This window comes from Gordonia sp. HS-NH1 (assembly GCF_001418765.1).
Classification (GTDB): domain Bacteria; phylum Actinomycetota; class Actinomycetes; order Mycobacteriales; family Mycobacteriaceae; genus Gordonia.
The window spans coordinates 69,605-89,299 of record NZ_LIYC01000018.1 but is presented as its reverse complement, the minus strand read 5'-3'; the positions used below and the strand labels follow the sequence as shown (position 1 = coordinate 89,299).

The following is a 19,695-nucleotide window of genomic DNA, read 5'->3' as shown; positions in this document are numbered from 1 at the left end:
CATCAAACTGGCCGTTGACAGCATTTCTCACCGAGATGGACCCCCGACCGCGTAGAGCTTCTCGCTAGATGTCTTCAACGGGGCATGTCGGGCCTCGACGCGGACGAGTCACTGATTGTTTCGGCAACGATCGACGAAATGTCCGAGTGGTTACGGTGGCGAGAACCGGACGTCCAAGGGCAGCTCGTCAAGCGGGTGACCGATGTCGTCGAGGCCATCTCGGACGGCGATGCGAACGCCTTGTTCATGATTCGCGCATCCACTGACATGTCGGGCGAAGACATCGTCGGCATGATTCAGCGCCCGTCGACGCCGGTCGAACCTGTGACGGACGTCCGCGTGCTGGTAGCCGAGGCACTTCGGTCCATTGACAGCGGTTCACCGCTGCACGTGCCGTTGATCGACCGCGAGCAGGAGAGATGGTCACTCCGTGTGCGCTTCACACGATCGGGTACGAGCACCATCGCGGTTCTATTCGATGGACTCGACGCCACATCTGACGCACCATAGTTCGCTACTTCATCCGCGATACCAGGAGGACGGTTCCGCAGGTGCACCGATCCATCGCCACCGTAATCCGGCATACGTCCCTCAGCGCGTGTGGCGCCCCGTGACGACCCTCGAGATCGTCCGACACGCACTGCCGCTGCGCATAACGCGATGCGAGCTGAACGACTACAGCTTGCACATCGGTGGCATGGAGTGGCATCTGAACACCACGTGTCCGTATGCGATCGACACGGCTGAGGGGGAGTTCAGCGACGACTCCGCACCGAGCGAACTCGAAGAACTGGCTAGTCGACTGATCGGCACGACAGTGACGGTCGTCGAATCGAACAACGACATGGACGATCCCAGGTTCTCGCTGGACGAGGGCATCCGGATCTCGCTAACAGCAGACCCGAACGATCCGTACGAACCCTGGACGATGCGGGTGCCGGGCATCCTCTTGATCGGAAGTTCACCGTCCGAGATCGAGCATGTCCGCACCACAACGCGGGTGGTCGAACCCGGAGAGCTCGATGGCCTCGGCGAAGTGCGTGGCGTGCGGAGCTTCCCGCCGGGATGGTCGGTGTCAACCGACGAGTGGACCGTTGTCGTCGCGTGCCCCTGGCAGGTCGATCCACCGGTGGGGCACGCCCGCCATCTCGCCGGCCCGGCGCCCGCGGCTATCGGCATGCAGCTAGAACGCATCCGATACTCAGCCCGCCAGTGCGTCTTTGAGTTCAGCGACGAGCATCGCGTCATTGTGACGTCCGATGCCGGACGAGCCCCCTGGTTCATCAGCAATCGCGCAGCAGGCGTCTCCATCGTGGGCTTACCACTCGAGCCTCGAGATGCCCGCCAAGCCATTGACGGAGTCGCCGGTGCTTGATTCGACAGCGGAAGTAGTGCCGATCCTGATCGACGAGGCCCGTTCGCTGGTCGCGGCGTACACAGCGGGCAGTCTGTCTCTTGACCGCCTCGCCTGGCGACTGGAATCGGCCGTCAATGCCCTCGGCGACGCCGGCTGGCCGCGGTACTACGACCTCTGGGAGACCTGGGCGGAGATCGGAATCGAGAACGCGGTGTGTCTATATAGGAATCGAGATCCGAATCAGCAACTGATCGGATCGCTCTTCTCAGATTTCGAGGCGGTGCTCGATGATTCTCGTCTGTAACGACCTCTACCGTCCTGACGCCCTCAGCGGCACTGCCGCATTCGCGCTGACCGAAGGACACCGTTATACCTGTGTCGCCCACGCTGTGGTCAACGAGTCGTCGCGATTCCTCACAGTCGATGACCACGGCGTGATCGGATGGATCGATGGGCGATACTTCGACACCATCGAAGTCATTCGTCCGTTACCGCTTTCGTCGGCGTGGGGCGTGGCCGCAGAGCACTTCGCGAATGACTGGTGGCGGGTCAGCATCGCGCATCGATCGCTTTTGCCGCTCATGGACCGACTCGACGACGGTTTCATCGTCGGGGATCCGGACTTGGTTGCGTCGGTGAAGTTCGCCGTCCGAACCGAGTCTGCACGCGATGCAATCGTTCTCAGACTGGCCAGGTTCGAGGGCGGGTACTACGGATGGACGGAACTCTCGAGCTGGGCGCTGGACCAGTTGAATGAGTCGTCCAGTAAGGCCTTCTGGATTTTCTCCGACGAGCAGACGATGGTTCTGGCAGAGATCAGCGCACGCGTGGATGCGCCCACTGACACGGAAACATTCGTCGAAGGCCTCTTTCCGCGTCTGTGACGTCGTCCGCACACTGCTTTCTCTTGCTTCCGCGCTGTTCGAGACATTTTGGCCCGTACTTGTTCATTTCGACGACGAAACTTGCTTGCGCATTTACAGCGAGGTCTCAGCCACAGTCAGGCTGACAGTCGAGTCCGTCGACGAGCCATTTCCGCCGTCCATTCAAGTGTCAGGCAAGGTCGCGACTGTCCGAGTTGCCACCGGGCGAGTCTCCCTCCTCGAGGTGAAGGAGACACCTTGGGCGGCAATGTTTGTGTTCGACCACTCGGAGCCTCTCGGCGTTGCTCTTGGCGAGACCACTCGTAACGGCGACATCGAGATGATTCCGGATTCCTTCGTCGTGATCCGCGACCGGGAAACCGCCGAGCGCTACTCTTTCGACGGCAGCCCGAGCGGAGCCTGGGGCAAGCCCTTATCACCGAACTAGGCGTCGCAGTACCGACTCTACGAGGGCGTTCCCTGGCAGTGCGGCCTGCATCGGCACCATTGTTGAGAACTCTGACCGGTGCAGCACCATGCGGAGATCGATGGCCGATGACGACTCGACCGCGGGACGTCCTCTCAGATCTGGTCCCGACTGACCACACACTAACCGGCGAGGTTCCCGGTCGATCCGACGAGTTGGGCCGCCACGCACGGTGCGGTCCCGCCCGCGGCGAACGTGCCGATGTTGAACCCAGCACGACACCGGGGTAGCGGGTGGCTCGGAGGAACCAGCGGGAGCGACGATGCCGAGCGGATCGTTCGGACCGTCGAATCACATCCGATCGGAACGCCGACAGGTGATACAACACAGACGATCCCACCGACATGTCGGGGGGATCGTCTGTGTAGCAGGGTCAGGCGTCAATCACGGATGAACCCCTCGCTTGTTGAGCCACGCCTGCGGATCGATCTTGGTGCCGTTCGCGTCCCAGACCTCGTAGTGGAGGTGAGGTCCGGTGGACTGGCCGCGGTTGCCGACGGTCGCGATCTTCTCACCGGCGCGAACCTTCTGGCCGGGACGGACGAAGCTCTGGTCGACATGCCCGAAGACGCCGACGGTGCCGTCGTCCTGCTTCACCCGGACCCACTGGCCGAACCCGGAGGCGGGGCCGGACTCGAGGACGACACCATCGGTCACGGCATAGATGGGGGTTCCGACCTTGTTGGCGATGTCGACTCCATTGTGGTGGGTTCCCCATCGCGGGCCGTAGCCGGAGGTCACGGTGCCACTGACAGGCTTCACAGCCTTCTTGATGCCAGGAATACCGGGGTTGCCGGGACCGAACACCGACGGCGGCAGGACGTCGCGAGCCAAGTCGTCGATCTCGGGCGGCAGAACCAGGCCGGCCGGCAGCTTGACGTTGTCGGGCAGAGCGATCTTCGGCGCAGGCGGGGGAGCGGGCTGGGCCGTCGCCTGCGCTGCGGTACCGGCCGTCAGGCTGACAGCACCGACGAACGCGGCGAAGGCGCCGGTTCGCACAGCCGTGCGGGTGGTCGAGCGCGAGGCGGCGCGATGACGCCCGGGCCCCGACGCGCGCGGCGTCGAGTCGAGCAGGGCGCGGGTGGCGGGGCGCGTCGTGGTCTGGGCGTTCAGGCGGTGTTGAGGCACAGCGTTGTCCATCTCAGGTTGGGTAACGGTTCGGTATCGGCAAGGACACGGCGAGGTTACCCACGCAGACATAAGCGGACCCTGAGAGTGCTCGCTCATCGTCCGCAGAATCGCAGTTCACACGCCCAGAGAGATCTGGGTCACACCCGCCGATCTCCGCCGTGGCACCGTTGAACCATGCCCGATCCCGAACACACCCCCGACGGCCACCACATCATCGTCAACGGCCGGAAGTGGCGGGCGACGGATCCGTTGATCCCGGACGAACGCCGAGCCGAACTGCAGTCGATCCTCATGGCGTGGCGTCGGGACGTGAAACGGACGAAAGGCGCACCCGAGTCACGCCAAGGCGTCCAGGCCGCGAAGGTTGCGCTCGGGGAGCGCGGTACCCCGTGGTGGGAGCAGAGCGACGAGGAGCGCCGGCAGAGGTGGGAGACTGACGTCCCGCGACCCGAAGCAGAGGGTTGACGGGCTCGCCACTGCTCACGAGCGGTCGGAATGCCTATCGGCCGGCCCGCCGACCCGGCTGACGTGCCCAACCTCGGATATCGCCCTCCAATTCTCGCGGCCCTTTGTCGAGTGCCATTCCGGGCACGATCACTTAGAAGGCCCGCATCTCTCCATTGACATGCAAGTGGCGACTTGCCTATTGTCAGGTGTGGCCGATGTGTTCCATGCACTCGATGACTCGACGAGGCGGGCAATCCTCGACGAGCTGGTCGAGCGCGACGGCCAGACGTTGTTCGAGATCTGCGGTCGTCTCACATCGCGGCGTGGGCTGAACCTGAGCCGGCAGGCGATCTCGCAGCATCTGGGCGTCCTGGAGTCCGCCGGACTCGTTCACACCGAGAAACGTGGACGCTCCAAATTCCACTACTTCGACCCCGCACCGCTCGGCGAGATCACCGACCGATGGCCCACCCCTCGAAAGGACCTCCCATGAGGCTCACACTGATGTCCGTCTTCGTAGACGACCAGCGCAAGGCGCACGAGTTCTACACCCAGATACTGGGATTCACCACGCGACACGACATCCCGATGGGGGAGAACACGTGGTGGCTCACCGTGGTCTCACCCGAGGACCCCGAGGGCATGGAGCTCCTCCTCGAACCGTCCGGCCACCCCGCGGTCAAGCCCTACCGCGATGCGCTCATCGAAGATGGAATTCCGTTGGCGCAGTTCGCCGTCGACGATGTTCAGGCCGAGTACGAGAGACTACGCGGCCTCGGTGTGGAGTTCACCCAGGAACCCACCGACATCGGACCTGCGGTTGTCGCGGTCTTCGACGACACGTGCGGCAACCTCATCCAGATCGCTGCAACGAAAGACGTTGCCCCGCAGTGACTACTGCTGAGTAGCCAGCGGCGGTGCCGTGTCGACCGGCGCAACAGGCAGTTGAGCCTGCCCGGCCGGCGCTTCGAGCGGAGGTATCTCGACCACGCGGTATGGCAACTTCAGCTGTGACTTCTCAACCACAGCGGTCCACGCGCCGATGTTCGTTGCCTTCTTCTTGCGGGACCCGACGTTGTCGTTCCACCGAGTCAACGCAGGAGCGGCGATGTACAGCGGGGCGGCACGATCGTTCGCTTTCGCCTCGAGCAGACGTGACTGACCTTTGTGGCGAATGGTCTTGCCGCGCATGCGGAGCGGGCCGAACGCGAGCTTGAACACGTTGACGATGCCGTACATGGCGTTCATCGACTTGTTCGTGGTGTATTTCCGATCCGCGGGGTCGATGGGGTATCGGATCGGGGTGAACCGGTCGTACGAAAACTGCAAACCGGCGAGCGTCGCCTCGCGCACCATCCAGGACAGACTCAGTTCCGACGGCTCGGTGATCGCCAGACCCCCGCCGATGTCTGAGTGGACGCCCTCGAACCACACCTGCTTGACATCGATCTTGCCCTGATCCTCGTCCTTGACCTCCCAGACGCAGGGGTCGAACGTCAGCCGGCGTTCGTCGATGGCGAGTGCCTGCCGGGCCACTTCGACGTTCCTGCCCAGGTTCACATCGTGGAACTTGTGCTTCACACGAGTGATACCAGGGACGCCGAGCGCACCGACGGTGTCGAAGACGCCGATGAATTTGACCGGCACCCGGGTGCCCGGGGTAGATGCCGGTCGGTTCTCTCGCTTCATCCGGTAGTACCGCAGGACCGTTTCGAACAGATTCTCCGTCGGGTTCTCGGCAAGTTCGAGCGGCGTGACCAGGCCGACGTGCCAGATCATCCCGGCGAGACTCCGGGCGGTGTACGCGCCGCGGCTGAAGCCGAAGACGAAGATCTCGTCGCCGGGCTCGTAGTTGAGAGCGAGAAAGCGGTAGGCATCGATCAGGTTGGCATCGAGACCCCGCCCGAAAGCCCCGCCGATGACACGGTCGGACCAACTCGACCCGGTACCGACGCCGTTGACGTAGTGGACCAGCTGGACCGCGCCGTCGTCGGCATCGGTGGTGACGGCTCGGGCGATCTTCTCGACATTCGAAATTCTCGGGTCTTTCGACGACTTCCACGTGCCGTCACAACAGACCACCAGACGCTTCTTCATTTTTCCGACCCTCCACAGGCTCGCGCGCGGCCCACCCGGGTCACACGGTAACCCCTTTTCACGGCTTGATGCGATGAGTGTCGGTCGTACGGTTTACTGCGGTCATGAGGTTGATGGACGTAACCACCCGCCGATTGGCGATCATCTGTACCGCCGTGTTTGGTGCCCTGCTGATCGCAGGACTCGGTCCCGGCCCGGCGACGGCCGCACCTCCCACTGCCGGCCTCGATCCAGTACTGGCGACGGCCTACCAGCAAGCGTCGAACTCTGCTCGCGCGCAGGGGGTTCCGCTGTGGATCACCTCCGGGAAGCGAACACACGCCCAGCAGCGCCAGATGTGGCGGGACGCGATCGCGACCTACGGCAGCCCGGCAGCCGCACGACGCTGGGTTCTGCCGCCCGAGCAATCGCCGCACGTGCGCGGCAAGGCCATCGACGTCGGCCCACGAGGAGGCGCCGCCTGGCTCGAACGCACCGGTCACCGCTGGGGCCTGTGTCGAACCTTCGCCAACGAGTGGTGGCACTTCGAGATCGCCACCGTCCCCGGCCTGCCATGTCCCGCGATGTGGCCCGACGCGGCGGCCCGTGCCGATCGGTTGGGGTGACCCTTCGTGACGGCCCTCCGCAAGCTCCGGGCCTCCTCAGGGGACGGGGAGTACGGCCGTCCGCAAGCTCCGGGCCTCCTCAGGGGGCGGGGAGGGGTCCACCGTCCGCAAGCTCCGGGCCTCCTCAGGGAGCGGGGGCACGGCCCTCCGCAAGCTCCCGGCCTCCCTCAAGAGGCGGGGAGCGGTAGGGACGACGGAGAAACTTCGGAAAGATGTCGAATGGCGCGCGGCACGGTCGTCATCACTGCACACGGACCGATGAGCGGCCCGCTGGACGAGAGGTCAGATCATGCACTACTCGCTTCTGCTGCACTACCCGGAGATGGATGCCGCAACCCTCGGTGAGGAGGCCCTCGCCCAAGGCCAGGCGGCCTTCTCCGCCTACACCCGCGCGCTCCAAGACGCCGGCGTGCTCGTGAGCGCCGAAGTCCTGCAGCCCTCGGAGGTCACCACGACGCTGCGCAAGGTCGACGGCCGGCTCGTCGTGCAGGACGGTCCGTTCGCCGACACCAAAGAGCAACTCGGCGGAACCGTCGTCATCGACGTCGCCGACCTCGACGCCGCCATCGAGTGGGCAGGTCAGGCACCGCCGATCGAATGGGGAGTCGTCGAGATCAGGCCGGGCGCGACCTACACCGTCGAAGGATCGTGGACCCCCAACACGTGACCGGACGAGAAGCGCACACCGCTGCCGAACACGCTGCCCGCGAATCGTATTCGCGACTGGTGGCGCTTCTCGCCGCATCCTCCGGGGACCTCGCTCTCGCGGAGGATGCGCTGGGCACCGCCTTCGAACGGGCACTCGTCACCTGGCCGTCGGACGGGGTGCCGGCGAATCCGGAGGGCTGGCTGCTCACCGTCGGGCGCAATCAGCAGCGTGACGCCTGGAAGTCGGCAGCGCACCGCACGTCGACGGTCCTCGACGACACCATCTCTCATGGAGCGACCGCCGTGACCCCGTTCGACGACGTGGACCCCGACGCCATCCCCGACAAGCGGCTCGAGTTGCTGTTCACCTGTGCTCATCCGGCCATCGACGCTGCCGCCCGCACTCCGCTGATGCTGCAGTCGGTCCTCAACTTCGAGGCCGCCGACATCGCGGACGCCTTTGCGGTCGCACCGGCGACGATGTCGCAGCGCCTCGTACGCGCCAAACGCCGGATCCGCGACGCGCGGATCCCGTTCGTCGTTCCCGACCGGGAGGCCATGCCGGAACGGCTGCCCGCCGTTCTCGAAGCCGTCTACGGGTGTTTCGCAATCGCGTGGAACGATGCGGACGGGGCCGATCCCGACACCGTCGAATCGATGGCGGGGGAGTCGCTCTACCTGGCCGTCACGCTCGCCTCGCTGCTCGACGAACCGGAGGCATGGGGTCTCGCCGCGCTGATCGCGCTGTCGCTGTCACGTGCCCCGGCGCGAACCGGTCCGTTCGTCCCGCTTGAAGAGCAAGATCCCGCGACCTGGGACGCGGCGCTCATCCGTGACGGCGAAGCGATGCTCCGACGGGCGTCGTCGTTCGGCCGACCGCACGGTCGGTTCCAACTCGAGGCGGCGATGCAGTCCGTGCACGCCGACCGCGCTCGCACCGGTGTTGTGGATTGGGTGTCGTTGGAGTCGTTGGCAGCCGCCCTCGTCGCGATTGCGCCGACACTCGGTGCGCGCACCGCCCACGCAGCGATCGTCGGACGGGCGAGTTCGCCACAGGACGGGCTCGCACTCCTCGAGCGTCTGGACGGCGAACCGGGAGTCGCCGACTTCGGACCGTTCCATGCCGCGCAAGCCGATCTGCTCGTTCGGGCCGGTTCGTACGATGCGGCGCGAAAGCACTACGAGCAGGCGGCAGCGGTCACTCGCGACAAACGCGCGAACGAATATCTTCGACGACGTGCACGTGACGCGCGGTTGCCGTGAGTCACGAACTTCGCTGACTGGGTAGGCATTTCCGTCGACTGGGCAGGCTCTTCCGTCGACTGGGTAGGCCTTCACGTCGACTGTGCGTCGACCTGCATCGACTGTGCACATCCGACCGGCCCCGCCGCCACCCGATCCGCACAGGGCCGTCGCGCCGCAGCAATTGCGCCCAGGCACTGAGTTGCGTCCAAGCGAAACGCGAAATGGATGTGACTGGAGTTCACCACGGCCATGGACAAACGCACAGTCAACGCAATGTGACGCACAGTCAACGGATGCGTCCACCACCCGAACCGCGGGAATGCCTGAATCTGGCAACGCCGACGACCTAATGTGTGACACGGGACACAACAGTGCCGGACCCTCGCCGAGGGCGTTCACTACGGGTCGAGTCCGCTCGACGAATGGGAGGCAGTCATGACTGCAAGTGCCGAGGTCGCCAGCAATTTGACCACCGAGCCGTATCGCTCGCGACGCAATCACTGGAACAACCAGGTTCGCCGGCACGCGATGATGACCCCGGACAACACCGCGATCACCTACCTCGACACCAACACGACATGGAAAGAGCTCGACGATCGGTCACGCGCCTTCGGTGCGGCACTCCATCGGCGGGGTGTCCGGTTCGGTGATCGTGTCCTGATGGCCCTGCTCAATCGCACCGAGTACATCGAGGCGATTCTCGGGGCGACGCTGATCGGTGCCATCCCGGTACCGGTGAACATCCGGATGAGTCCGGCCGAGGTCGCCTACCTGGTCACCGACAGCGGAGCGAAGATCGTTGTCACCGAGACCCTGCTCGCGCCAGTCGCCGACGCGGTCGCCGGGTCGACCGGGCAGATCGACACCATCATCGTCGTCGGTGGCAGCAACAACGAGTCCCATCTCGACTTCGAGACCCTTCTCGCCGAGGACGCTGCTGACCTGCCGGAGGTCGACGTACCCGAGGACACCGTGGCGGTCATCATGTACACCTCGGGAACCACGGGAAAACCCAAGGGCGCCATGCTCACCCATCAGAACATCCAGGCGCAGGCGGTGACGACGATCGCCACCACCAACGGCCAATCCGACGATGTCGCCTCGATCGTGCCGCCGCTCTTCCACATCGCCGGGATCGGCGGGTTCGCACCGATCTTCTACCGCGGGGTGCGCGCGGTCCTGCATCCGCTCGGCGCGTTCGACCCCGACACCATGCTCGACACACTCGAACGCGAGGGCGTCACGTCGATCTTCATGGTGCCGGCCCAGTGGCAGGCGGTGTGCGCCGCGCAGAAGGCGCGGCCGCGCAACCTCAAGCTGCGCACCATGAGCTGGGGCGCGGCACCGGCGTCGGACACCATCCTCAACGCGATGAACGAGTCCTTCCCCGACGCCGCGAACATGACCGCGTTCGGACAGACCGAGATGTCGCCGGTGACCACGATCCTCGAGGGCAAGGATGCGCTGCGCAAGCTTGGTTCCATCGGCAAGGTCGTCCCGGCCGTCACCGCGCGCATCGTCGACCCACTGATGAACGACGTCAAACCCGGCGAGGTGGGGGAGATCGTCTACCGCGGGCCCAACATGATGATCGGCTACTGGAACAAGCCCGAAGCGACCGCAGAAGCCTTCCGCGGCGGCTGGTTCCACTCGGGCGACCTGGTGCGCCAGGACGAGGAGGGCTTCCTCTATGTCGTCGACCGCGCGAAGGACATGATCATCTCTGGTGGGGAGAACATCTACTGCGCCGAGGTCGAAAACGTCCTCTATGGACACCCCAGTGTCAGCGAGGCGGCGATCATCGGCCGGGCAGACGAGAAGTGGGGCGAGGTGCCGGTAGCGGTGGTGGTGTTGGCCGAGGGCGTCGAGGATCTCACCCTGGCCGAGCTCGAACCGCATCTGAACGAGAACCTCGCCCGGTTCAAGCATCCGAAGGATCTGGTGATCATCGGCGAACTCCCGCGCAACGCCGGCGGCAAGGTCGTCAAACCACGACTGCGGGAGGCCTACGGCAGCAAGGACGCCGGTCTGGCCGACTGAACGGTCTTCGTCCCGGCGGCGTGACCGACCCGGGCCCGGTGAATCGACTGGGCCCGGGAGCGAGTCACTCGGGGTCGGCGAAGCGCGCTTCGCGTCGCGACATCCCGGCGTGTACCGCTTCCATCTGATTGGGTGACCCCATCAGACCGACCTGGAGTCGGCTCTCCAGCATCAGCGCTCCCGCCGGGTCCGTGCCCGCCCACGACTCGTCGTAGAGCCGCTTGGCGGCGCGGACAGCGTGCGGCGACTTCGACGCGATCTCGTGCGCGAGGTCGAGTGCGGCGGTGAGCGGATCGTCGACGACGCGAGTGACCAGGCCGAGCCGATGGGCCTCGGTGCCGTCGATGATCCGGCCGGTGAACGTGAGTTCCTTTGCCACATCCGCGGACACGAGTCGCGGCAACGTCTGGGTGATGCCCATGTCGGGCACCAGACCCCACTTGACCTCCATGATGGACAGCCGCGCGTCGGGGGTCGAGTACCGGATGTCGGCGCCCAGCGCGATCTGCAGGCCACCGCCGAAGCAGTTGCCGGTGATGGCGGCGATCACCGGCGCCGGGATCCGGCCCCAGTCCAGCGACACTCGCTGCGCGTGGTTGCCGAGCACGCCCGGTTCGCGCTCCAGTAGCGAGTTCACGCTGCCGCCCTGACCCAGACTCGACACGTCCAGTCCGGAGCAGAAGCTCTTGCCCGAACCGTGGACCACGACGGCGCGGACGCGCTTGTCCTCGGCCAGGGTGCCGGTCACCTCGATGAGGGCGTCGAACATCGCCGGGTCGAGAGCGTTGTGCTTGTCGGCTCGGTTGAGGGTCGCGGTGGCGACCCCCGCGTCGTCGATGTCCACGACGATCCGCTGCTCGGTCATCTGTCTACGTCCGATCTGTGGTGGGGTGCTTGATCTCTCGAAGCTGGCGGCCACGGCGCCGGTAGCGCCAGATGAAGTAGCCGACGCCGACCGCGAGAACCGCGCCGATGATCACGCCCCACGCGGTGGCGGCACGGAAACCGGGCGCCTCGACGTCGAAGATGCGCTCACCGGCATGGGCGCCGTTCCCGCCACCGGCGACCACGGTGAGGGTGAGCAGATTGGGGACCGCGACGATCACGCCGAGAACAGCGAACATGATCGTCGGGACGTTCTTCATCCGACCGCGGTAGACGAAGGACAGCGTGAAGAACAGCACCGGCACAAAGGTGCAGACGATCCCGAGGACCAGGCCGGTGCCGATGCCGCGACTGAACGAACCCTCGACACGCTGTCCGATCTGACCGGCCCACCAGCGGGGCAGGAATGCCTCGAGAATGAAATAGGTGACCACGAGCAGCGCAGCGATGACGAGTCCGATCACCACCTTCTTGACGACGGCGTTCGCGCGTTCGCCCGCGGTCGGCTTGACCGGCGTCGCGTCTGTCGTCGGGTCGGTCGCCGGCGCCGTACCGGGCTCGCTCCCGACGGGATACGAGGCGGACGAAGGAGTGGTTCCCGGTGGCGACCCGGCGGGCGGCACCGCTCCCGGCGGGTACGCACCTGACGACGGCTGTCCCGGTCCACCCGGCGTCGGGGGATGTCCGGATGGATTCGCCGAGAACGGTTCGTTGCTCATGGGCCGAGTCTATGCGCGGGTGGCGAGCTGACCGCCGAGAAGAGCGGCACGGTCACTCCGCCTTACGGATGCCGCCGTAGATGCCGCGACGGACGATCCATGGCTGCAGGATCGTGTCGACCGACCAGGCGGGGAAGCGGAACGGGCGGCCGTTGGGCGCGAACACCTGCAGACCGTCGGCCTGCACCCCGAGCACCGAACCCCACCTTCGCCGCGGCGGAACGTAGCTCCGCACCCGGTCGGGCCGTCCGGCGAGGTCGGCGCGGATGTTGTGCGCGAGCAGGCGATCGGCCCGGTTGCGGGCCGAGCTGCGGAGGTCGTCGGTCGCCGCGACGTCGCCGATCGCGTACACGAATTCGACACCGGGGATCCGTAGTTCGGCCGTCACACGGACGAAGCCCGACGGGTCGAGGACATCCGGCGGCAGCCATTCCGTGTTCGGCGTGACCCGGCCGATGGCCCACAGCACGGCGTCGGCCTCGACCGCCGGTTGCCCGGTCGAGAAGCTCACCGGCCCCGGCGTGATCTCGTCGCAGCCGAATCCGTCGGGCACGGCCGCGCGGTGGCCGCCGTGCACGCCGACCCCGAGCCGGCGCAGCCGCGCGAGGACCGTGGCCCAGGTCCGCGGATGATGGTGTGGGAGGGCGCGTTCGCCCGGGTGATAGAGATCGATGCTCTTGTCCGGCCAGGTCCGCGCCAGGTTGGCGGCGGCACTCACCGCAGCCGCCCCGCCACCGATGACGGCGATGGAGGCGGCCTCGGCGAACCGCTCGTGCGACGACCGTAGGTCGGCGTCGATGTCCGCGGCGGACTGCAGGTCCGGTTGTCGCCAGAAGCCGTTGCGGACCCCGGTGGAGATGACCAGCGCATCGAAACCCTCGACGCTCTCGGAGCCGGCGGCATCGACGACGGTGACGGTGCGGTTGTCGAGATCGGCGGCCGTCAGCGTGCCGTGGACTGTCCGGATATCGTCGAGTTTGCGGAAGCGTCCGAACGGGATTCGGTAATCACGTGCCCAGGCGTCGGGCCGGCTGATCCGCAGACCGAGTTCCTGCCCGCTGACGAGTCCCGGCTTCGACGAGATCCCCACGACATCGACGTGCGAGGCGAGGTGGATCGCGGTCAGCACTCCGGAGTCACCGAGACCGGCGACGACGACCCGCGGTCGGCTCACGCAGAGACCTGATCCGGCGGGTGCGCGGCCGAGCGTGGCGGGCGTGGGACGAAGCGCGGTACCCGGTCGATGACGTCCTGATAGCCGGGGCGTCGCTCGAGACTCCGCTTCTCCATCATCGGGATGCTCGCACCGAGGAACATCGCCAGCATCAGCACCGCTCCCACGAACAGCCACCACCAGTCACCGGGTGAGGCGGCGAGCCCGAACAGGGCCATCGACACCCAGAACATGACCTCCCCGAAGTAATTCGGGTGGCGCGACCACGCCCATATGCCCGTGTCCAGGACGGCGCCCGGCGTCCGGTGAGCGGCGAACCGACGCAGTTGCCCGTCGGCGACGTACTCGAGCAGTGTGGCGGCGAGTCCGACGACGGCCGCCACGGCGGTCAGCCATGCCACGACGCCGCCGGTGTGGGTGACCGCCACGTAGACCGGGATCATGCCGAGGAACACCTGGACGGTGGGGAAGACGTGGATCGCCATCAGGTCGACGGGCAACTCCGCGCGTCCGGCCCCGGATTTGAGCATCGGATAGCGCCAGTCCTCGTGCTGCAGACCCGGCCAGCCGATCGCCCAGTTGGCGGTGAGACGAATCGCCCAGGCACCGACGACGACGGCGATGACCCAACAGTGCACCGCGTCGATCCCGAGGTCGCCTGCCGCCCACCAGTAGATGAGGAGCGCGGGCGGCACCACACTCCAATAGGCGTCGTAGAAGCTGGAATTGCCGTAGTACCTGCTGAACGCGAAGATCACCAGCGTGGCCAGCAGATCGGCGATCAACGTGTCGAGCCACAGGTGGCCGGTGGCCGGACCCCAGATCAGCCAGGCCGCGGCGACGGCAAAGGCGATCACATAGGCGAGGGTGACGCGGACGAACGAACCGGTGCGACTGATGGCGGTGTCGGTGCTCACGGGCGTGTCCACTCGGTCACAGCTGTTCTTCGATGGACCCGGCGAGTTTCTCCGGCTTGGTGGTCGGGGCATACCGCGCGACGACCGACCCGTCCCGGTCGATCAGGAACTTGGTGAAGTTCCATTTGATGCGCCCGCCGAGGACGCCGGACTTCTGGTCCCGCAGCCATGCGAACAGCGGGTGGGCGTCGGGACCGTTCACGTCGACCTTCGCGAACATCGGGAACGTCACGTCGTAGGTCAGCGAGCAGAAGTTCTTGATCTCGTCCTCGTCACCGGGCTCCTGGTGCCCGAACTGATCGCAGGGAAAGCCGAGGACGCGCAGCCCCTTGTCGGCGTAGTCGCGGTGCAAGGCCTCCAGACCGCGGTACTGCGGGGTGAATCCGCACTGCGAGGCGGTGTTCACGATGAGCAGGGGACTGCCCTGGAATTCCGAGAGTTCGACGGGGTTGCCGTCGATACCGGTGGCGGTGAAGTCGTACGCAGAGGTCATGACCCTACGCTACGTGCCGATCAAGCACTTGCTCGGGAGAACCGTCGAAGGACTTCGGATCACTCCCCGAAGCGTTCCGTCCGGATGCGGGTCCGGTCGTGGCCGGCGTCGACCATCCACTGGGCGCAGTTCTCGACGAAGCGGTTCGGCCCACAGATGAACACCGTCGGCGACGTCGCGGGATCGAGCGTGAGTCCGGCCAGTTCGTCCGCGGTGAGGCGGCCCGGGGGTCGCGTCGCCTCCTCGGGCCCGACGCGGGTGTGGATGAGGTGAACATCCATGCGCCGGTGGTCGATCAGCTGCCGGAACTCGTCCCGGTAGTAGACGCGGTCGGGACTACGGACGGAGTAGACGAGTGAGAACGGCGTCTGCGGCGCCTCGACCTCGCGACTGCGGATCATCGACATGAGCGGCGCGATACCGGAGCCGCCGCCGATCAGCTGGACGGGGCGGTCGTCGCCGGACGGCCACGTGAACCAGAATCCGTGCGGATCGCTGATCTCCAGCGGGTCACCGGGCTCGACGACGTCGACCAGGTACGGCGACACCTCGCCGTCATGGAGTCGTTCGACGGTGACCTCGACCGAGCGGGTCTCGCGGACGTCGGACAGCGAGTAGGCCCGCGCGGTGGAGTAGCCGTCTTCGGCGGTCAGGCGGATGTCGACGTGTTGGCCGGGCAGCGCGTGGATGGCCTCGGGAAGGGCGAGGCGCAGCGTCCGCGCGGTCGGGGTGATGTCGACAACCGAGGTGACCGTCGTGAGATGCCAGGTCGTCACGAGTAGCGCTGCTCGCGCCAGGGGTCGCCGTACATGTGGTATCCGCGCTCCTCCCAGAAACCGGGTGCGTCCTCGGTCATGAACCGAAGTCGCCGAACCCATTTGGCACTTTTCCAGAAGTACAGGTGCGGCACCAGGAGTCGTGCCGGACCGCCGTGCTCGGCGGCGAGCGGTTCGCCGTCGTAGGTGTCGGCGATCCAGCCGCGCCCGCCGACGAGATCGGCGAGCGGCACATTGGCGGTGTAGCCGCCGTGGCAGTGCGCCATCACATACGGTGCGGGCTCCCACGGCAGCGCCTGCAGCAGCGTGTCGAACGAGACTCCGCGCCACCGCGTGTCGAACTTCGACCACCGTGTGACGCAGTGGATGTCGGTGGTGATGTCGTCGTGCGGCAGATCCTGGAACTGCTCCCAGGTGAACGTGGCCGCCCGATGGTCTGCCGACTGCACGGCCAGCATCCAACCCTCCGGGGCGACGGAGGGTGTCGGCTCGGAGGACAGGACCGGGAAATCGAGTGTCGTGTACTGCCCTGGTGGGAGACGCCGCGCATCGCGGTCGCGGCGTCCCACGAACCCTCGGTTGACGATGGCCATGGTCGCGCAGTCTACGCGGCTGCATTCCATTCGGCCCGCTCGCTCCGCTCCCGGCGCCGTCCATCGATTCGGCCCGCTCGCTTCGCTCCCGGCGCCGTCGCCCCTTCGGCCCGCTCGCTTCGCTCCCGGCGCCGTCAGGAGAAGTCGAACAGCGGCGGCACCGCGACGACCACCGCGGCCGCCCAGACCCCGAACACCGGCAGGTAGTCCGTCTGCCACCGCTCCGTGGCGTCGAACCCGCGGCGGCGACGCACGAAACCGAAGAGCAGATACGCAGCCCACGACAGGTTCACCAGCAGAACGAGGTTGAGGCCCAGGGCCACGGTCTTGTTGGCGGTGAACCCGAACTCCGCGATACGCGAGGCCATGATCGTCAGCATGACCGCGTCGACCGCGAGCGCGGTCACCACCAGTACCAGCTGCAGACGGTCGAAGAGCTCCGGGCGCAGATGCGGATCGCGCGCCGAGATCGCGTACAGCAGCAGGCCGAGAACGAGGACGAGGATCAGGTCGACGAGGATCAGCAACTCGCGGTCGACGTCCACGACGTCGCCGCTGGTCACCATCGCGACCAGCAACACGACGAGCATCACCGCGGTGACCGGCGTGAACACCTTGGTCAACACCGGTGCGATGTTCTCGACCACGCTCTGCTTCGCTTCGACCAACCAGGCGGCGAGCAGCACGATCCCGGTCGCGGCGATCGGCGCCAGCCACTGGGAGATCACGGCGTCGACGTCGATGTCGAGGGCACCGAAGGCGCCAGCGGTCAGTCCCGTGAGCACAGCCGCGCCCAGGCCGAGAAGCGTTGCATACACCACCCATTCGCCGGTGAAGCGGATGAAGTCCATGCGCCGGGGACCCGATCTCCATCGGCCGCCGACGTACGTCACGCCCACCAGGAACCACAGGACGATCGGCGCGTGGATCGCGACGATGACCTGCGTCGGCCCCTCGTCGACGAAGGGATAGATGTTGACGGCCACGCCGGTCACGACGAATGCGGCGGCCACCGCGAGCGCGGTTCGTGTCGAGACCCGGCGTTTCCAGCCGAAATACACTGCCAGGAACGGCAACACGAGCAGAGTCGCATTGCGGACGAGAACCCATTCGGGCATGACCTCCAGCGCGATGCGGACCGTGGCGGCCGCCGCGACGACGAGACCGATCACGACGCCGAGCTCGTGACGTCTTCGGCCCAGATCCCCGGCCGGTTCCGCGGTCAGGACCAGCTGTTTCCACAACCTGTCGGAATGCTCGCGGGCGAACTCGCGCGAGAGCGCATCGACTCGTCCCATTCGCTTGACGGCGACCAGGAACGCTTCGTCGTCGTCGAGACCGCCGGCGGCGAGGTCGGCGATCTGACCGCGCAGGTGGTCTTCCATCTCATCGGCGTCGGTGGTGGCAATGGCCTGATGGCGCAGGACATATCCGCGCCACCGGTCGATCTGGCTCTCGAGTTCGGTGTCCGCGCTCACGCCAGGCCCTCCGCGGTGGGCGGCAGGGCGACCGTCCGCCACACCTGATCGAGCGCGTCGGCCACGACTTCCCATTGGGACCTGCGCTCGGCGAGGGCGGCCAGCCCCGACGGCGTGATCGTGTAGTGCTTACGCCGTCTGCCGGTGTCGGCCTTGCCCCAGGTCGCCTCGACATGGCCGGCACGCTCGAGCCGGTGGAGCAACGGGTAGAGCATGCCGTCGGTCCATTCCATCCGGCCACCGGACATCTCGCGGACGCGCTTCAGGATCGCGTACCCGTAGGACTCACCCTCGGCGAGAATGCCGAGCACCAGCGGCGTCGCGGAAGCGGCCACCAGGTCTTTCTCGATATACATAGAACCCCTATACCTAGAACTACAAGGAGCATAGCAGCTCTAGGTATGGGGCCGACTCGATCGAGGCCTTCCGGGTATCTCTGCGACAGCTATTTCTTGGACAGCGACGACTCCTTGTGCGCCGCCTTCGAACCCGTCTTCGACGACTTGACGATCCAGTACGGCTCGTCCTCGCTGGCCTTGAATTTCTGGCCCTCGAAGGTGAATTCCTTGGTCCGCTTCTCCTCGGCCGTGCCCTCGGTCTCGCCCTGAGACGTGTTCCAGCGCACGGTGTCGTTCTTCTTGATCGCCATGGCCGCAGAGTGCCCCGCCGGCGACGACGGTCAAACCTCCGCCGCCCGCTCAACTGGGCTGGGCGACCAGCGCGAACCGCACCTGTCGGATCGCTTGCTGTGGAACGATCATCAGGTCGTGTCGAGCCGGAGGTACGCATGGGCGTGGAACGCTCCGAGAACCATCAGGGAACCGATCCGGTCATCGATGTCCGGGGGCTGCGCAAGAACTTCGGCAAGTTCGAGGCGCTACGGGGGCTCGACCTCCAAGTCGCCCGCGGCGAGGTCCACGGTTTCCTCGGTCCCAACGGCGCAGGCAAGTCGACGACGATCCGCGTCCTGCTGGGTTTGTTGCGAGCGGACGGGGGAGAGGTCCGACTGCTGGACGGCGACCCCTGGCGTGATGTCGTGGAGCTACATCGGCGACTGGCATACGTACCCGGCGACGTCGCGCTGTGGCCGACGATGACCGGCGGCGAGATGATCGATCTGCTCGGCTCGATGCGAGGCGGTCTCGACGAGGAGCGTCGTGCCGATCTTGTGGCGAGGTTCGAACTCGACACGACCAAGCGCGGGCGGCAGTACTCCAAGGGCAACAGGCAGAAGGTCGCGATCGTGGCCGCGTTGGCGTCCGATGTCGAGTTGCTCATCCTCGACGAGCCGACGTCCGGGCTGGACCCGTTGATGGAGAACGTATTCCAGGAAGTCGTGCGCGAGGCCACCGACCGGGGTACCACCGTGCTGCTGTCGAGTCACATCCTTGCCGAGGCCGAAACCCTCGCCGACCGGCTCTCCATCATCCGCGACGGGGCCGTCGTGGCGACCGGCACGCTAGCCGAGCTTCGCGGACACACCCGCACTTCGGTTCGTGCGCAGCTGGATTCGCTTCCGGATCCGGATGTCCTGGCGCAGCTGCACGACGTCGACGTGCGCGAGACCGGTTCCGGAGGGCATCGCCTGAGCGCGACCGTGGACTCGGATCGGATCGGATCGGTCATGGCGGTGCTGCCATCCTGCGGCCTGCGTGCCCTGACGGTCGAACCACCGTCGCTGGAGAGTCTGTTCCTGTCGCTGTACGAGACGGGCGATCTTCCCCGAGGCGAACGGTGAGG

The 19,695-nt window shown here is 66.2% G+C and carries 25 protein-coding genes; 13 read left to right on the top strand and 12 right to left on the bottom strand.

Going from position 1 to position 19,695, the window contains the following annotated elements:
- Positions 1–84: 84 nt before the first annotated feature.
- From AMD30_RS14130 to AMD30_RS25040, 5 genes are all read left to right on the top strand, one after another.
- On the top strand, positions 85–510 hold the full coding sequence (locus tag AMD30_RS14130) for a hypothetical protein (protein WP_055476042.1): 426 nt from the start codon (positions 85–87) through the stop codon (positions 508–510).
- 172 nt (positions 511–682) lie between these two features.
- Positions 683–1,375 (top strand): hypothetical protein, encoded by a 693-nt coding sequence (locus AMD30_RS14125; protein ID WP_197282783.1) that lies wholly within the window; start codon positions 683–685, stop codon positions 1,373–1,375.
- Complete coding sequence (locus AMD30_RS14120; protein ID WP_156354253.1) at positions 1,368–1,661, top strand: hypothetical protein; 294 nt, start codon at positions 1,368–1,370, stop codon at positions 1,659–1,661. Before AMD30_RS14125 ends, AMD30_RS14120 begins: the two co-directional genes overlap by 8 nt.
- Positions 1,645–2,241: a hypothetical protein gene (locus AMD30_RS14115; RefSeq protein WP_156354251.1), complete on the top strand. Its 597-nt coding sequence runs from the start codon at positions 1,645–1,647 to the stop codon at positions 2,239–2,241. The genes AMD30_RS14120 and AMD30_RS14115 overlap by 17 nt, the downstream gene beginning before the upstream one ends.
- 247 nt (positions 2,242–2,488) lie before the next feature.
- Positions 2,489–2,668 carry a hypothetical protein gene (locus tag AMD30_RS25040; protein WP_156354249.1) on the top strand — a complete coding sequence of 60 codons (180 nt, stop codon included), beginning with the start codon at positions 2,489–2,491 and terminating at the stop codon, positions 2,666–2,668.
- A 423-nt stretch (positions 2,669–3,091) separates the two neighbouring features.
- Here AMD30_RS25040 and AMD30_RS14105 read toward each other — a convergent pair whose 3' ends face one another.
- Complete coding sequence (locus AMD30_RS14105) at positions 3,092–3,847, bottom strand: M23 family metallopeptidase (RefSeq protein WP_055476037.1); 756 nt, start codon at positions 3,845–3,847, stop codon at positions 3,092–3,094.
- A gap of 165 nt (positions 3,848–4,012) precedes the next feature.
- Between AMD30_RS14105 and AMD30_RS14100 the strand changes: the two genes are divergently transcribed.
- From AMD30_RS14100 to AMD30_RS14090, 3 genes are all read left to right on the top strand, one after another.
- Positions 4,013–4,303, top strand: a complete 291-nt coding sequence (locus tag AMD30_RS14100; protein ID WP_055476036.1) for a hypothetical protein — start codon at positions 4,013–4,015, stop codon at positions 4,301–4,303.
- A gap of 190 nt (positions 4,304–4,493) precedes the next feature.
- Positions 4,494–4,778: an ArsR/SmtB family transcription factor gene (locus AMD30_RS14095; protein WP_442902706.1), complete on the top strand. Its 285-nt coding sequence runs from the start codon at positions 4,494–4,496 to the stop codon at positions 4,776–4,778.
- Entirely contained in the window at positions 4,775–5,179 is a 405-nt protein-coding gene (locus AMD30_RS14090; protein ID WP_055476035.1) for a VOC family protein, read from the top strand. Before AMD30_RS14095 ends, AMD30_RS14090 begins: the two co-directional genes overlap by 4 nt.
- On the opposite strand, the gene AMD30_RS14085 is transcribed toward AMD30_RS14090, so the two are convergent.
- A complete protein-coding gene (locus tag AMD30_RS14085; RefSeq protein WP_055476034.1) occupies positions 5,180–6,382 on the bottom strand; it encodes a DUF2235 domain-containing protein in 1,203 nt (400 codons plus the stop codon).
- A gap of 113 nt (positions 6,383–6,495) precedes the next feature.
- Between AMD30_RS14085 and AMD30_RS14080 the strand changes: the two genes are divergently transcribed.
- The 4 genes from AMD30_RS14080 (at position 6,496) to fadD5 (ending at position 10,920) form a co-directional block, all read left to right on the top strand.
- Positions 6,496–6,987 carry a M15 family metallopeptidase gene (locus tag AMD30_RS14080; protein WP_055476033.1) on the top strand — a complete coding sequence of 164 codons (492 nt, stop codon included), beginning with the start codon at positions 6,496–6,498 and terminating at the stop codon, positions 6,985–6,987.
- Positions 6,988–7,276: 289 nt separating this feature from the next.
- A complete protein-coding gene (locus AMD30_RS14075; protein WP_055476032.1) occupies positions 7,277–7,654 on the top strand; it encodes a YciI family protein in 378 nt (125 codons plus the stop codon).
- On the top strand, positions 7,651–8,898 hold the full coding sequence (locus AMD30_RS14070; protein WP_055476031.1) for an RNA polymerase sigma factor: 1,248 nt from the start codon (positions 7,651–7,653) through the stop codon (positions 8,896–8,898). Before AMD30_RS14075 ends, AMD30_RS14070 begins: the two co-directional genes overlap by 4 nt.
- Before the next feature lie 417 nt (positions 8,899–9,315).
- Complete coding sequence (gene fadD5 / locus AMD30_RS14065; protein WP_055476030.1) at positions 9,316–10,920, top strand: fatty-acid--CoA ligase FadD5; 1,605 nt, start codon at positions 9,316–9,318, stop codon at positions 10,918–10,920.
- A gap of 64 nt (positions 10,921–10,984) precedes the next feature.
- Here fadD5 and AMD30_RS14060 read toward each other — a convergent pair whose 3' ends face one another.
- The 10 genes from AMD30_RS14060 to AMD30_RS14015 form a co-directional block, all read right to left on the bottom strand.
- On the bottom strand, positions 10,985–11,785 hold the full coding sequence (locus tag AMD30_RS14060) for a crotonase/enoyl-CoA hydratase family protein (RefSeq protein ID WP_014926839.1): 801 nt from the start codon (positions 11,783–11,785) through the stop codon (positions 10,985–10,987).
- A 4-nt stretch (positions 11,786–11,789) separates the two neighbouring features.
- Positions 11,790–12,524 (bottom strand): hypothetical protein, encoded by a 735-nt coding sequence (locus AMD30_RS14055; RefSeq protein WP_014926840.1) that lies wholly within the window; start codon positions 12,522–12,524, stop codon positions 11,790–11,792.
- A 52-nt stretch (positions 12,525–12,576) separates the two neighbouring features.
- Positions 12,577–13,698, bottom strand: a complete 1,122-nt coding sequence (locus AMD30_RS14050) for an FAD-dependent oxidoreductase (protein ID WP_055476029.1) — start codon at positions 13,696–13,698, stop codon at positions 12,577–12,579.
- Complete coding sequence (locus AMD30_RS14045; RefSeq protein ID WP_231632723.1) at positions 13,695–14,597, bottom strand: DUF1295 domain-containing protein; 903 nt, start codon at positions 14,595–14,597, stop codon at positions 13,695–13,697. The genes AMD30_RS14050 and AMD30_RS14045 overlap by 4 nt, the downstream gene beginning before the upstream one ends.
- Before the next feature lie 34 nt (positions 14,598–14,631).
- Entirely contained in the window at positions 14,632–15,108 is a 477-nt protein-coding gene (locus AMD30_RS14040; RefSeq protein WP_055476027.1) for a glutathione peroxidase, read from the bottom strand.
- A gap of 59 nt (positions 15,109–15,167) precedes the next feature.
- Positions 15,168–15,884: a ferredoxin reductase gene (locus AMD30_RS14035; protein ID WP_055476026.1), complete on the bottom strand. Its 717-nt coding sequence runs from the start codon at positions 15,882–15,884 to the stop codon at positions 15,168–15,170.
- On the bottom strand, positions 15,881–16,477 hold the full coding sequence (locus AMD30_RS14030) for a sulfite oxidase-like oxidoreductase (RefSeq protein ID WP_055476051.1): 597 nt from the start codon (positions 16,475–16,477) through the stop codon (positions 15,881–15,883). Before AMD30_RS14030 ends, AMD30_RS14035 begins: the two co-directional genes overlap by 4 nt.
- Before the next feature lie 134 nt (positions 16,478–16,611).
- On the bottom strand, positions 16,612–17,955 hold the full coding sequence (locus AMD30_RS14025; protein WP_055476025.1) for a permease prefix domain 1-containing protein: 1,344 nt from the start codon (positions 17,953–17,955) through the stop codon (positions 16,612–16,614).
- The gene (locus AMD30_RS14020) at positions 17,952–18,311 is read right to left on the bottom strand and encodes a PadR family transcriptional regulator (protein ID WP_010842578.1); all 360 of its coding nucleotides are present in this window, start codon (positions 18,309–18,311) and stop codon (positions 17,952–17,954) included. The genes AMD30_RS14025 and AMD30_RS14020 overlap by 4 nt, the downstream gene beginning before the upstream one ends.
- Before the next feature lie 89 nt (positions 18,312–18,400).
- Positions 18,401–18,604, bottom strand: coding sequence for a DUF2945 domain-containing protein (locus tag AMD30_RS14015; protein ID WP_004018570.1), 204 nt, complete (start codon positions 18,602–18,604; stop codon positions 18,401–18,403).
- A gap of 138 nt (positions 18,605–18,742) precedes the next feature.
- Here AMD30_RS14015 and AMD30_RS14010 point away from each other — a divergent pair, with 138 nt between their 5' ends.
- Positions 18,743–19,693: an ABC transporter ATP-binding protein gene (locus AMD30_RS14010; RefSeq protein ID WP_055476024.1), complete on the top strand. Its 951-nt coding sequence runs from the start codon at positions 18,743–18,745 to the stop codon at positions 19,691–19,693.
- Positions 19,694–19,695 lie beyond the last annotated feature (2 nt).

What these genes read in the sequence shown, in the direction of transcription:
- AMD30_RS14130 (WP_055476042.1), top strand. Translation starts at nt 85, where the DNA reads ATGTCGGGCCTCGACGCGGACGAGTCACTGATTGTTTCGGCAACGATC.
- AMD30_RS14115 (WP_156354251.1), top strand. Translation starts at nt 1,645, where the DNA reads ATGATTCTCGTCTGTAACGACCTCTACCGTCCTGACGCCCTCAGCGGC.
- AMD30_RS25040 (WP_156354249.1), top strand. Translation starts at nt 2,489, where the DNA reads ATGTTTGTGTTCGACCACTCGGAGCCTCTCGGCGTTGCTCTTGGCGAG.
- AMD30_RS14105 (WP_055476037.1), bottom strand. Translation starts at nt 3,847, where the DNA reads ATGGACAACGCTGTGCCTCAACACCGCCTGAACGCCCAGACCACGACG.
- AMD30_RS14100 (WP_055476036.1), top strand. Translation starts at nt 4,013, where the DNA reads ATGCCCGATCCCGAACACACCCCCGACGGCCACCACATCATCGTCAAC.
- AMD30_RS14090 (WP_055476035.1), top strand. Translation starts at nt 4,775, where the DNA reads ATGAGGCTCACACTGATGTCCGTCTTCGTAGACGACCAGCGCAAGGCG.
- AMD30_RS14085 (WP_055476034.1), bottom strand. Translation starts at nt 6,382, where the DNA reads ATGAAGAAGCGTCTGGTGGTCTGTTGTGACGGCACGTGGAAGTCGTCG.
- AMD30_RS14080 (WP_055476033.1), top strand. Translation starts at nt 6,496, where the DNA reads ATGGACGTAACCACCCGCCGATTGGCGATCATCTGTACCGCCGTGTTT.
- AMD30_RS14075 (WP_055476032.1), top strand. Translation starts at nt 7,277, where the DNA reads ATGCACTACTCGCTTCTGCTGCACTACCCGGAGATGGATGCCGCAACC.
- fadD5 (WP_055476030.1), top strand. Translation starts at nt 9,316, where the DNA reads ATGACTGCAAGTGCCGAGGTCGCCAGCAATTTGACCACCGAGCCGTAT.
- AMD30_RS14060 (WP_014926839.1), bottom strand. Translation starts at nt 11,785, where the DNA reads ATGACCGAGCAGCGGATCGTCGTGGACATCGACGACGCGGGGGTCGCC.
- AMD30_RS14055 (WP_014926840.1), bottom strand. Translation starts at nt 12,524, where the DNA reads ATGAGCAACGAACCGTTCTCGGCGAATCCATCCGGACATCCCCCGACG.
- AMD30_RS14040 (WP_055476027.1), bottom strand. Translation starts at nt 15,108, where the DNA reads ATGACCTCTGCGTACGACTTCACCGCCACCGGTATCGACGGCAACCCC.
- AMD30_RS14030 (WP_055476051.1), bottom strand. Translation starts at nt 16,477, where the DNA reads ATGGCCATCGTCAACCGAGGGTTCGTGGGACGCCGCGACCGCGATGCG.
- AMD30_RS14020 (WP_010842578.1), bottom strand. Translation starts at nt 18,311, where the DNA reads ATGTATATCGAGAAAGACCTGGTGGCCGCTTCCGCGACGCCGCTGGTG.
- AMD30_RS14015 (WP_004018570.1), bottom strand. Translation starts at nt 18,604, where the DNA reads ATGGCGATCAAGAAGAACGACACCGTGCGCTGGAACACGTCTCAGGGC.
- AMD30_RS14010 (WP_055476024.1), top strand. Translation starts at nt 18,743, where the DNA reads ATGGGCGTGGAACGCTCCGAGAACCATCAGGGAACCGATCCGGTCATC.